The 11958-nt window shown below is 69.4% G+C and carries 12 protein-coding genes; 9 read left to right on the top strand and 3 right to left on the bottom strand.

Features of this window, described 5'->3' with window-relative positions; genetic code table 11:
• Positions 1-823, top strand: an 823-nt coding sequence (locus AC1DWT_RS45340; protein WP_477925777.1) for a transposase, incomplete at its 5' end; no start/stop codon positions are given.
• A 124-nt stretch (positions 824-947) separates the two neighbouring features.
• Here the strand turns inward: AC1DWT_RS45340 and AC1DWT_RS45335 are convergent.
• Complete coding sequence (locus AC1DWT_RS45335) at positions 948-2765, bottom strand: AMP-dependent synthetase/ligase (protein ID WP_206012670.1); 1818 nt, start codon at positions 2763-2765, stop codon at positions 948-950.
• A 160-nt stretch (positions 2766-2925) separates the two neighbouring features.
• Here AC1DWT_RS45335 and AC1DWT_RS45330 point away from each other — a divergent pair, with 160 nt between their 5' ends.
• From AC1DWT_RS45330 to AC1DWT_RS45305, 6 genes are all read left to right on the top strand, one after another.
• A complete protein-coding gene (locus AC1DWT_RS45330; RefSeq protein WP_072945558.1) occupies positions 2926-3300 on the top strand; it encodes a polyketide cyclase / dehydrase and lipid transport in 375 nt (124 codons plus the stop codon).
• A 150-nt stretch (positions 3301-3450) separates the two neighbouring features.
• Positions 3451-3888 (top strand): SRPBCC family protein, encoded by a 438-nt coding sequence (locus tag AC1DWT_RS45325; protein WP_072945427.1) that lies wholly within the window; start codon positions 3451-3453, stop codon positions 3886-3888.
• Positions 3885-5126 carry an ArsA family ATPase gene (locus tag AC1DWT_RS45320; RefSeq protein WP_072945425.1) on the top strand — a complete coding sequence of 414 codons (1242 nt, stop codon included), beginning with the start codon at positions 3885-3887 and terminating at the stop codon, positions 5124-5126. Before AC1DWT_RS45325 ends, AC1DWT_RS45320 begins: the two co-directional genes overlap by 4 nt.
• The gene (locus tag AC1DWT_RS45315; RefSeq protein WP_095865321.1) at positions 5123-5521 is read left to right on the top strand and encodes a hypothetical protein; all 399 of its coding nucleotides are present in this window, start codon (positions 5123-5125) and stop codon (positions 5519-5521) included. The genes AC1DWT_RS45320 and AC1DWT_RS45315 overlap by 4 nt, the downstream gene beginning before the upstream one ends.
• Positions 5522-5573: 52 nt before the next feature.
• Positions 5574-6587 (top strand): ROK family protein, encoded by a 1014-nt coding sequence (locus AC1DWT_RS45310; protein ID WP_206012669.1) that lies wholly within the window; start codon positions 5574-5576, stop codon positions 6585-6587.
• A gap of 130 nt (positions 6588-6717) precedes the next feature.
• Positions 6718-7488, top strand: a complete 771-nt coding sequence (locus tag AC1DWT_RS45305) for a lysophospholipid acyltransferase family protein (RefSeq protein WP_072945418.1) — start codon at positions 6718-6720, stop codon at positions 7486-7488.
• Positions 7489-7501: 13 nt separating this feature from the next.
• Here AC1DWT_RS45305 and AC1DWT_RS45300 read toward each other — a convergent pair whose 3' ends face one another.
• The gene (locus tag AC1DWT_RS45300; RefSeq protein WP_241031274.1) at positions 7502-8824 is read right to left on the bottom strand and encodes a glycosyltransferase 87 family protein; all 1323 of its coding nucleotides are present in this window, start codon (positions 8822-8824) and stop codon (positions 7502-7504) included.
• 67 nt (positions 8825-8891) lie between these two features.
• On the opposite strand from AC1DWT_RS45300, the gene AC1DWT_RS45295 reads away from it, so the two are divergent.
• Both AC1DWT_RS45295 and AC1DWT_RS45290 read left to right on the top strand, forming a co-directional pair.
• Complete coding sequence (locus AC1DWT_RS45295) at positions 8892-9383, top strand: polyadenylate-specific 3'-exoribonuclease AS (RefSeq protein WP_012688083.1); 492 nt, start codon at positions 8892-8894, stop codon at positions 9381-9383.
• Between the two features lie 42 nt (positions 9384-9425).
• Positions 9426-10811 (top strand): class II 3-deoxy-7-phosphoheptulonate synthase, encoded by a 1386-nt coding sequence (locus tag AC1DWT_RS45290; protein ID WP_012688082.1) that lies wholly within the window; start codon positions 9426-9428, stop codon positions 10809-10811.
• 41 nt (positions 10812-10852) lie between these two features.
• Here AC1DWT_RS45290 and AC1DWT_RS45285 read toward each other — a convergent pair.
• Positions 10853-11958: Stk1 family PASTA domain-containing Ser/Thr kinase (locus AC1DWT_RS45285; protein WP_477925776.1), on the bottom strand; the 1106-nt coding region annotated here is incomplete at its 5' end.

Below are 11958 nucleotides of genomic sequence, written 5' to 3'. Positions count from 1 at the left end.
CGAGGAGCGCACCGCGTCCGGGGCCCGGGGCGGGTTCGTCCCGAAACCGGTCGACGAGCACCACCTGGTCCGGCGGCGGCGCACCGAACTCGACACCGCCCTGCGCAAGCAGGCCGCACGCGATGCCACCGCCGGGCAGCGTCGCCGCAACACCACCGACCCCGACTCGCGGCTGCAGCCGCTACGCGGCGGCGGCTGGCTGCAGGGCTACAACTGCCAGGCCTTCACCAGCGTGGACGGGGTGATCCTGGCCACCGGGGTCGGGACCGGCCCCGCCGACTACGACTACTTCCCCGAGATGGTCGACAAGGCCGGTAAGGCCGCGCARSTGATCGACACCACCCGCCGCCACACCAACCCGAACCCCGCCCCCGCYCCGGCTCCGGCTCCGGCTCCGGCCCCGGCTCCGGCYCCGGCTCCGGAGGAGTTGATCGGGGTGATGCTCTTCGACGCCGGCTACTGCTCCCGCGAGAATCTGACCGCCCCGGGCCCGGACCGGTTGATCGCCACCGGCAAAGCCCGTGACCTCGAAACCGCGGCGGCCGAGAACCCGGTCACCGGATCCCCACCACCACAMGCCGATCCGATCGCAGCGATGACCCACCGACTGCGCACCGAGGCCGGCATCGCCACCTACCGCCAACGCTCACCCATCGCCGAAACCGTGTTCGGGCACGCCAAACACAACCTCGGATTCCGCCGGTTCACCAGCCGCGGCCTCGACCGGGCCCGCAGCGAATGGGCCTTCCACGCCGCGGTCCACAACATCGGCAAGATCCTCACCCACCTGACCGCAGGACACACCCTCCCGGCCACCACCTGACCAGGCGGGGCCACCCCCGCCCGCACCGGCACCCGCCCAACGCGCCGAACACAGCCACACCACCGTCACTCAATTCCGCAACATCCCCCGGGCGGTTAACAAGTACTCACGGGCCCGAAGGGCACTATTTGGCGTAGAGGGCGGCGATGTCGTCGGCGAAGCTGTCGTGCACCACGTTGCGCTTGAGCTTCATCGTCGGCGTGAGCTCGCCGGTCTCCTCCGTGAAGTCCACGGGCAGGACCCGGAACTTCTTGATGGCCTCCGCGTGCGACACGAGCTTGTTCGCTTCCGCGACGGCCTCGTCGATCTCGGCCGTGAGGTCGGCATCGGCGAGCAGATCGGCGACCGTCGTGCCCGCGGGCTTGCCGTTGCGCTCGTTCCACGCCGGCAGTGCATCGGCGTCGATGGTGATGAGCGCGCCGATGAACGGCTGCTGGTCGCCGACGACGATGGCCTGGCTGATCAGCGGGTGGGCACGCAGGTGATCCTCGAGCTGGGCGGGGGAGACGTTCTTGCCGCCCGCTGTGACGATGATCTCCTTCTTGCGTCCGGTGATGGTGATGTAGCCGTCCGCGTCGACCGATCCGAGGTCGCCGGTGTGGAACCAGCCGTTCTCGATCGCGTCGGCGGTTGCGCTCTCGTTGCGCCAGTAGCCGCCGAAGACGACCGGCCCCGACAGCAGGATCTCGCCGTCGTCGGCGATGCGAACGGAATTGCCTGCGAGGGGCTTGCCGACCGACCCGACCTTCTGCTCGCCGATCGTGTTCACGGCGAAGGCCGCGGACGTCTCGGTGAGGCCGTAGCCCTCGTAGATGGTGATGCCGATGCCGCGGAAGAAGTGGCCGAGGCGGGCACCGAGCGGGGCGCCGCCGGAGATCGCCAGCTGGCACCTGCCGCCGAGCGCGGCCCGCAGCTTCGAGAACACCAGCTTGTCGAACAGCGTGTGCTTGACCTTGAGGACCAATCCCGGGCCGCCGTTGTCCTGGGCCTCGCTCCACGCGATGGCCGTCTCGGCGGCGGCGTCGAAGATCTTGCCCTTGCCCTTGCCCTCGCCGTGGGCCTTGGCGCGGGCGCTGTTGTACACCTTCTCGAACACCCGCGGCACGGACAGGATGAAGTCGGGACGGAACTCGCCGAACGTCGGGACGAGGTTCGGGATGTCGCTGGTGTGCCCGAGTGCGGCCCCGGCGTCGAACGACGCGATGCTGACCGCGCGCGCCAGGACGTGCGCCATCGGCAGGAACATGAGGGTGCTGACACCGGGCGTCTTCAGCAGGGTGCCGAGGCTGGAATCGAGGATGCCCTTCGACTCGGCGATGAGGTTGGCGTGGGTGAGCTGGCAGCCCTTGGGCCTGCCCGTGGTGCCGGACGTGTAGATGAGGGTGGCCGGATCACTGGACTTCAGTGCGGCGACGCGGGCCCGGACCTCGGAGTCGGGAACGTCGGCGCCGCGTTCGGTCAGTTCCTCGACGACGCCGCGGTCGCTTTCCGACGCCTCGATCCGGTAGACGCCGCGGAGCGCGGTGGCCTCGGCGGCCACGGCCTTGACCGTGGCGGCGTGTGCCTCGTTCTCGACGACGAGGTCGATCGCGGCGGAGTCCTCGAGAATCCAGCGGACCTGCTCGGCGGAGGACGTCTCGTAGATCGGGACGGTGACACCGCCTGCCGCCCAGATCGCGAAGTCGACCAGCGGCCACTCGTACCGGGTGGCCGACATCAGGGCCACCCGGTCGCCCTGCTGGACGCCGATGGCGATGAGTCCCTTGGCGACCGCGGTGACCTGCGCGGCGAACTCGGCGGCCGTGACGTCGGTCCACCGTCCGTCGATCTTGCGCTTGTACACGACCAGCGTCGGGGCGGCCGCGGCATGGGCGAACACCGAGTCGACCGCGGACGCGTCCTCCGCGATCGTGAACGACTGTGGCGCGCTGAACTCGGGCACGAAAACCTCCGACACTGAAAATACTGGCGAGTAGGATTGTCTGCGCCAACTTTAGACCTTCCCCCGCAGGCTCCGCCTCCTGGCCGAACACGGGTGGTCAGAGGCCTGCTCGCGGGGCACCGCGGAACCGCGCCGAGGGCAATATGTGAAGCTTGTCGCCGTGAGCAGCATTCAGGTCGCAGACCAGACGTTCATCGCAGCCCCACCGCAGCAGGTCGCGGCGGCGATCGCCCCGCCTGCCCGCTGGCGCCGGTGGTGGCCCGACCTCACCCTCGCCGTCCGCGAGGACCGCGCCGAGAAGGGCATCCGCTGGACCGTGGCCGGACCTCTCACCGGGACGATGGAAGTGTGGCTCGAGCCGGTGCTGGACGGAGCGATCGTGCACTACTTCCTCCACGCCGAACCGGCGCGCAGCGAGCCCGCCCCGGATCTGGCCGCCCTGAACCGTCGCAGGCGAGTCGAGGGCAAGGTGATGTCTTTCGAGGTGAAGAAGGAACTCGAGGCCGGTCGCGCAGCGGGAGAACCGCCGTCCTGAGCCCGTTCCGGCTGTCGCGGCGGGGTCGGCATTGTGTCCGGGCGCCGGAATCGTGTGTGATAGTCGGGCACCACACAGACATACGGAACCGGTAACGGCGTGGCCCCGGATCGACGACGGGTCGGCCAGGCGAAAGGAAGCGTTCACTCCATGCCCGAGAGGACCAAGAGGTCGATCAGTATCGAGGCGCCGCCCGCCCGGGTGATGGATGTGATCGCCGACTTCGACGCGTACCCCGCGTGGGTGGCAGCCGCGAAGTCCGTCGAGGTCATGGAACCCGGAAAGAACGGCCGCGCCGACCGGGTGCGGTTCGTGCTCGACGCGGGCATGGTCAAGGACACGTACGTCCTCCGTTACGACTGGGCGCCCGACGGCAAGTCGGTCAGCTGGGAACTCGAGTCCGGTGAGATCCAGAAGTCGCAGTTCGGTTCGTACGTCCTCGAGGACGAGCCGGACGGCGGCACCACCGTCACGTACGAGCTCACCGTCGACCTCACCATTCCGATGATCGGCCTGTTCAAGCGCAAGGCGGAGAAGGCGATCACCGACACCGCGCTCAAGGAACTCAAGAAGCGGGTGGAAGGCTGAGCAGCGAGGGCCGTGCCGGACCTGCGCGGGTCCAGTTCTTCGTGGGGAAGGGGGGCGTCGGTAAGACGACGCTCGCGGCCGCGACGGCACAGGCGGCGGCCGAGTCCGGGAACCGGACGCTCCTCGTCTCGCTCGACCAGGCGCATTCCCTCGCCGACGTGGTCGGGATCGCCACCGCCCGCGACGTCGTGTCCGTGACCGACACCCTCGACGTCCTCGAACTCGACACCCTCACGTTGCTCGAGAACAGATTCCGCAGCCTGGCAGCGGTTCTCGCGGCCGCAGGGACGCACGACCACGGCGCTCAGTTGTCCGCGCTCGAACCGGAGGAGCTGACCGGGCTTCCCGGCGTGCAGGACGTGCTCGGGCTGGGCGAGATCGTCCGGTTCGCCACCGAGGGTGACTACGACGCCGTCGTGGTCGACTGCCCGCCCACCGCGGATTGCCTCCGGACGCTCGCCGCGCCCGCGATGACTCTGGACTACCTCGAACGGGTGTGGCCGCAGCACCGCCGGATCGCCGCGCTGCTGGGTTCGGACCCCCGCCTCGTCATGCTGGTGTCGCTGATCGAACAGGTCGTGTCCGCGGTCGGCGAGGTCCGGGAGTTGCTCGCGAACCGCGCGAAAACCACTGTGCGACTGGTGACGACACCGGAGCGGGTGGTGCTGACGGAGACCCGGCGCACCGTCGCGGTGGCCGCGCTGTCCGGTCTGCGCATCGACGCGATCCTCGTGAACAATCTTCTGCCGCACTTCGATTCGCCGGCAGGACATGACGATCCCGGTGTGGCATGGTTGATCAGGCGGCGTGCCCTGCAGCAGCGGGTGCTCGACGAGCTCACCGCCTCCGCGGGCACCACGGTGATCCTCTCGGTCACCCGGTCGGTGACGGAGCCGGTAGGGTGGGCCGATCTCGGCGGTATCGCCAGGGAGTTGTATGCCGACGACACGGACGCGGTTGCGGTGTTGGGGAAGAACCCGCCTGCGGTGCGGGTGGGGCTGGAATCGGGGGCCGGTGTGGATTCTGTGTACACGATGCGGATGTATCTGCCGCTCGTGAACCCGTCGACCCTGACGTTGGGTCGAGTGGAGGACGACTTGGTCGTGGGAGCGGAAGGGGTGCGCCGCCGGGTGCGCCTCGCCTCGGTCCTGCGCCGGTGCGTCGTCGCGGGCGCAGAACTCGACGGAAGCGATCTGGTCGTGCGCTTCACGCCCGACCCACAGGTGTGGCCGGTATGAACGACGACCACGCGCAGCTGCTGGCGGAGCTGCGGGCGCTGGCCGAGACCGCCCTGGACCGTCTCGAGCCGATCCTCCAGCGCGCGGCGGCGCCGCACGCCGCGGCGGACGCTGCGGGAACGGCCGCCGGCACCGGTCAGTGGTCGGGATGCACGTGGTGCCCGGTGTGCGCGCTCGCGGCCCTGATCCGCGGCGAGCAACACGACCTCGTGACCCTGCTCGCCGGTCAGGCGTCCGTGCTGATCGCCGTGCTGCGGCAGATCCTCGACGAGCACACCGATCACGACCCCTCGGGCCCCGGCGCGCCGGAACCGGGTCCGGGCGACGGCGGCGGAATGCCCGATCCGGACGGCGGCCCCGCGTTCGAACCGATCACCGTCACCGTCAAGCGCTGACGGTGCCCGCCACCGGCCGGATCGGCGGACTCGTGCACGTCGGCGATCCGGCATGGGCACAATCATCTTCATGAGCACAGGCACGGGCAGCGATCGCACCCCCGGCTCGGCGCTGACCATCGGCATCGACGTGGGTGGAACGAGCATCCGTGCGTCGGTGGTCGACTCGGCCGGCGAGGTGCTCGACTCGCTCCAGTCGCCGACCCCGGCGTCGGCGAAGGCCCTGGAGAACGGCCTGGACCGGGCGGTGCGGGAACTGTCCGCGCGGCACGACGTCGCCGCGGTGGGGCTGGCGGTCGCCGGGTTCATCACCCCCGACCACACCACGGTGCGGTTCGCGCCGCATCTGCCGTGGGTCGGGGCGCCCGTCGGCCGGGACCTGGGGCAGCGCCTCGGTCTGCCGGTGATCCTCGAGCACGACGTGAACGCGGCGGCGTGGGCCGAGCACCGGTTCGGTGCGGCGGCGGGCGGCCGGAACGTGGTGATGCTCGCGATCGGCACGGGCATCGGCGCGGCGCTCCTCGCCGATGGCAGGCTGTACCGCGGCAGCCACGGCGTCGCACCCGAACTCGGGCACATCCAGGTCGTTCCAGGCGGTCGCCCGTGTGCGTGCGGCAAACACGGCTGCTGGGAGCGGTACTGCAGCGGGACGGCCCTCGTCGACACCGCGATCGAACTTCTTGCCGCGGATCCGGCGACGTCGACCGTCCTCGCGCGGGAGGTGGCGGTCGATCCCGGGGTGCTCACGGGCAGGAGGATCGCCGGCGCCGCACAGGACGGCGATCCGCTCGCGCTGGAGACGATGCGGGACTTCGCCCGGTGGCTCGGGGTCGGCCTGGCTCTCATCGGTGACGTGTACGACCCGGATCTCGTCGTGATCGCCGGCGGAGTCGCGAGTTCGTCGGCGCTGTTCATCGACGAGGCCCGCGAGCACTATGCGGCGCTGACGACGGGCGCCGGGCACCGGCCGCTGGCCCGGATCCGGCCGACCCAGCTGGGGGAGGCGGCGGGCATGATCGGGGCGGCGGAACTCGCGCGGGCGGTCCTGCCCGATCGGGTGGGTTGACGCCCGGCCGATCGCTGTAAACCCGCAGAGTGTGATGTTGTGCGGGCCTCCCGGCCGTGTGTAGCGACCCTCACCCACCCGAAGTAGAGTCGAGCCGAACGAAGCTTGGGTTGTGAACGGGAGGGACGCCATGTGGTACTGGCTCTTCAAGTACGTGTTTTTGGGGCCGGTTCTCTGGGGGTTGGGCAGACCGACCGTGGAGGGTACGGAGAACATTCCGGCGGAGGGCGGTGCCATTCTGGCGAGTAACCATCAGGCCGTGCTGGATTCGTTCTTCCTGCCGCTGCGAGTGCCGCGGAGGATCACTTTTCTCGCCAAGAGCGAGTATTTCACCGGGACGGGACTCAAGGGCGCGTTCCAGCGCTGGTTCTTCTCGGTGGTCGGCCAGGTGCCGATCGACCGGACGGGCGCCGACGCCGCGCAGGACGCTTTGAACGCCGGCTTGCGCGTCCTCTCGCAGGGCAAGCTGCTCGGCATCTACCCCGAGGGCACCCGGTCGCCCGACGGCCGGCTGTACAAGGGCAAGACGGGTCTGGCGCGCATGGCGCTCGAGTCCGGTGTGAAGGTCATCCCGGTCGCGATGATCGGAACGGAGAAGGTCAACCCGATCGGCTCCCGCGTGTGGCGTCCCGCAAAGGTCACCATCCGCGTCGGCGAGCCCATCGACTTCTCGCGTTTCGAGGGGATGGGTGGCAACCGGTTCGTCGAGCGGGCCGTCACCGATGAGGTCATGTACAAGCTGATGAAGCTGTCGGGTCAGGAATACGTCGACATCTACGCGGCCACGCTGAAGAAGAAGGCCCCCGCCGCGGACGGTTCCGCACCGGCTCCGGTGGCCGGCGTGGCACCGGCGAACGATGCGAGCACCGTCACGCGACTGCCGGACACCCGGGCGAGCTGACCGCCGCGACCTCTCAGCCGACGGGGACGGTCAGATCGTCGGAGTTCTCCGACCGATCGTCCTCGTCGGGCTGCGTGGGCCGGGTGCGGAACGCGACGCTCGCGACCAGCACCACGGCGAGCCCCCACCACACGTACGACGACGCCAGGAACTGATCCCACAGATTCCAGTGGGTTCCGCTCCAGCGTCCCACTCCGAGCTTCCAGTGCGCGGCGAGCTTGACGACGACGATGCCGACCACGGACGTGACCGCCAGGGCGACACTCTTTCGTCGGTAGGCGAGGACGCCGAGCACGAGGACGACCGGCACCGACCACACCCAGTGATGCGACCAGGACACGGGGGAGACGAGCAACCCGAGGACGGCGTTGAGTCCCAGCGCGAGCGCCGTCTCACCGGCCCGCAGCGCCCGCACCATCGCGACGATCACCAGCGCGAGAACCGCGACGCTCAGCAGCAGCCAGATCGGGGTGCGCATCCCGTCGCTCAGACCGAGCCGGGCCAGCACGCCGGTGATGCTCTGGTTCGCGGGATACGCCGGTGTGCCGATCCGATCGGAATCGAAGAGCGTCTGCGTCCAATAGGTGACGGAATCGTTCCACGTCGCGATCGCGCCCACCGCGCTGAACGCAAGGAAACTGACCGCGGTGACGACCGCGGAGCGAAAGTCTTTGCGCACCAGGAAATACAGGATGAACACGGCCGGTGTCAGCTTCACCGCCGCGGCGAGGCCGATCAGCAGTCCGCGGGGCCACGGCGTCTTCTTCGGCAGGCAGTCCGCCGCGACCAGCAGCATCAGCAGAATGTTGATCTGCCCGTAGTCCAGGGTCGACGAGACGGGTTCGAGGGCCATCGCCACCGCGAGCGCGCCGAGCGCCGTCCACACCAGAGTGCGGCGAGGTGCGATGCCCAGCGAGTCGAGTGTGACGACGAGGACGCCGAACAGGGCGATCAGCGACAACACCGTCACCACGGTCCCGGCCGTCGCCAGCGACACCGTCGACAACGGACTGAACACGACCGCGGCCAGCGGCGGGTACGTGAACGGCAGGAAGTTGCCCATCTGGGTGGCAGGCATCGACCCGTACAGCGTCGGGCCGTGCAGGAACACCGAACCGCCCAGGCGGTAGACGTCGAGATCGAGCCGGTAGTAGAAGCCGAAGTCCCGCAGACCGGGCAGTCCGAGCAGGTTGTAGGCGAATCCGACGGCGAGCCCGGCGAGCACGAGGACGCGGATCACGAGACCGCCGGCCCGGAGGTGCACGGGCACCCGCGGCCGGTCGAGCGGGTCCGCGACAGGGGCGGCGGACTGTCGACCGTCGGAGCGTGCTCTCACCGAGGCCTCCTTCACGAGGTAGGGGTGGATCCGGATGACGCCGACGGGTGAGGCATAGTTTGCGGGCGTGCGTTACTTCTACGACTGCGAGTTCATCGAGGATGGTCGCACGATCGACCTGGTGTCGATCGGGGTGGTCGCAGAGGACGGACGTGAATTCTACGCGGTGTCCACCGAGTTCGATCCCGACCGTGCGGGCAAGTGGGTGCGCAGGAACGTGCTGCCCAAGCTGCCGCAGCCGTCGTCGCCCCTCTGGAAGAGCCGCGCCCGCATTCGCGACGACCTCTACGCGTTCCTGATTCCCCGGCCCGGCATCGTCCCCGAACTGTGGGCGTGGGTGGCCGCCTACGACCACGTCGCGCTCTGCCAGCTGTGGGGTGACATGACGGAGCTGCCCCAGACGCTGCCCCGGTACACCCGCGAACTCCGGCAGTACTGGGAGGAGCACGGCAGCCCGGCGCTCCCACCTGCACCGGGCGACGCTCACGACGCACTCGCCGACGCCCGGCACAACCTGGCGAAGTTCGAGGCAGTTCAGGCGGCACGGTCACTCCGGTGACCTGACTCGCCATCGCTCCGGTCGAGCGAATATCCTGTATGGGTGAACTGGACTGTCGACGTGCCGATCGACCGCTTGCCCGAACTCCCGCCGCTGCCCACCGAGATGCGTGAGCGCCTCGACGCAGCGCTGGCCAAGCCCGCTGCCCAGCAGCCGCAATGGCCCGAAGGTCAGGCCGCCGCGATGCGGACCGTCCTCGAGAGCGTGCCCCCGATCACGGTGGCCAGCGAGGTCGTGGCCCTGCAGGAGAAGCTGGCCCAGGTCGCGCGCGGCGAGGCGTTCCTCCTTCAGGGCGGTGACTGCGCCGAGACGTTCGCGGACAACACCGAGCCGCACATCAAGGGCAACATCCGCACCCTGCTGCAGATGGCCGTCGTCCTGACGTACGGAGCGAGCCTGCCCGTCGTCAAGGTCGCGCGCATCGCCGGTCAGTACGCGAAGCCGCGGTCGTCGAACGTCGACGCCCTGGGTCTGCAGTCGTACCGCGGCGACATGATCAACTCCCTCGTCGCGGACGAGGCCGTGCGCGCCCACGACCCGTCGCGGCTCGTGCGGGCGTACGCGAACGCCAGCGCCGCGATGAACCTGGTTCGCGCGCTCACCGGCGCGGGCATGGCCGACCTGCACAAGGTGCACGACTGGAACCGCGAATTCGTGTCCTCGTCGCCGGCCGGGGCCCGCTACGAGGCACTCGCCGCGGAGATCGACCGCGGGCTGCAGTTCATGAACGCCTGCGGTGTCACCGATCCCAGCCTGCACCACGCGCAGATCTTCGCCAGCCATGAGGCGCTCGTCCTCGACTACGAGCGCGCGATGCTGCGCCTCGACAACGACGACGACCACGCCAAGCTGTACGACCTGTCCGCCCACTTCCTGTGGATCGGCGACCGCACCCGTCAGCTCGACGGAGCGCACATCGCGTTCGCTGAACTCGTGTCGAACCCGATCGGCCTGAAGATCGGTCCGAGCACCACCCCGGAGATGGCGGTCGAATACGTCGAACGCCTCGACCCCACCAACAAGCCGGGCCGGCTCACCCTCATCTCGCGCATGGGCAACAACAAGGTCCGCGACCTGCTGCCGCCCATCATCGAGAAGGTGCAGGCCACCGGTCACCAGGTGATCTGGCAGTGCGACCCGATGCACGGCAACACGCACGAGGCGTCCACCGGCTACAAGACCCGCCACTTCGACCGCATCGTCGACGAGGTCCAGGGATTCTTCGAGGTCCACAACGGTCTCGGCACCTACCCCGGTGGAATCCACGTCGAACTCACCGGTGAGAACGTCACCGAATGCCTCGGCGGCGCGCAGGACATCTCCGACCTCGACCTGTCCGGTCGCTACGAGACGGCGTGCGACCCCCGCCTCAACACCCAGCAGTCGCTGGAACTGGCGTTCCTCGTCGCGGAGATGCTGCGCGGCTGACCGCCCGCATCGGAGACCCTCACTGCCCTGCTCCCGCGGGGTCAGGGCAGTGAGACCAGGGTGACCGTGCTCCCCGGTTTCACCAGATCGCCGCTGCCCGGGTTCTGGCCGATGACCAGTGACCTGTCGGTGTCGGTCACCTGACGCACCTTCACGTCGAGTCCGAGACGGCTCAGTTCGTCGCGGGCGGATCCGACGGTCCGCCCCAGCATGGACGGCAACCGCACCGCGTTCGACACACTCAACGTCACGCTGGTGCCCGCATTGACAGTGGTGCCCGCCTTCGGGCTGGTGGCGATCGCGTCCCCGGCGGCGACGTTCCGGTCGAAGTCGGTCGTGGTGTCCTGCACGACGATGCCCACCGCCTCGAGCGACGCGCGTGCCTCGGCCTCCGACATGCCCTTCACGTCGGGAACGTCCACCGGCGGTGCACCTTTGCTGACGATCAGTTTGACCGTGGAACCGGTCGCGAGTTCCGTGCCCGGTGCCGGGTCGAGCGCGGCCACCGCACCGATCGGGACCTTCGCGCTGAACGCCTGACCGCCGTCGACCGGGGTGAACGTGCGGTTCCGCAGTTCCTGCTCGATCCCCGCGCGTTCGCCGCCCGCGGGCAGCGGCGGGACGGTCGGCCTGCCCAGCGAGACGAGCAGGGCCACCGTGCCGTCCCGGGAGATCCGCGACCCACCCGTCGGATCGGTACCCAGCACCGTGTCGAGCGCCGCCGTGTCCGAATACTGCCCGCGGATCTCCGTCGACAGACCGGCCGCTTCGATCGCCGTCACCGCGGCACCCCGCGACAGACCGTCGGTGGTCGGGACCGCGGTGAACCGGCCCGAACCCATCCACCAGCCACCGAAACCCACCGCCAGGGCGAGCATCAGGATCACGAGCAGCCACACGATCGTGGTCCGGCGGGACCGCTGCCGTTCGGCGGCGAAGTCGGGGTAGTGGTAGCCGTCGTCGGTTTCGTCGTCCACCGCGAACGGCGGTTCGTCCATCGGCGGCCGCGGAGTCTGGGTGGTGACGACCCTCGTGTGCTGGATTCCGGGCTGCGCAGGCAGCGGGCTGGGCGGCGACAGCGGCGCGGCGGGCGGAAGGTGCACCGTCGGCGGTGCGACGGGGCCCGGCGGCGCGGTCAGGGGAGGAG

The organism is Rhodococcus sp. P4_B6 (assembly GCF_056402215.1).
Note: the sequence above shows the minus strand (reverse complement) of the source record. Positions and strands in the feature narration are given on the sequence as shown.

Bases quoted from the DNA above. Each gene is read 5' to 3' on its own strand.
- AC1DWT_RS45325 (WP_072945427.1), top strand. From the start codon at position 3,451: ATGCCCGAGAGGACCAAGAGGTCGATCAGTATCGAGGCGCCGCCCGCC.
- AC1DWT_RS45315 (WP_095865321.1), top strand. From the start codon at position 5,123: ATGAACGACGACCACGCGCAGCTGCTGGCGGAGCTGCGGGCGCTGGCC.
- AC1DWT_RS45310 (WP_206012669.1), top strand. From the start codon at position 5,574: ATGGGCACAATCATCTTCATGAGCACAGGCACGGGCAGCGATCGCACC.
- AC1DWT_RS45305 (WP_072945418.1), top strand. From the start codon at position 6,718: ATGTGGTACTGGCTCTTCAAGTACGTGTTTTTGGGGCCGGTTCTCTGG.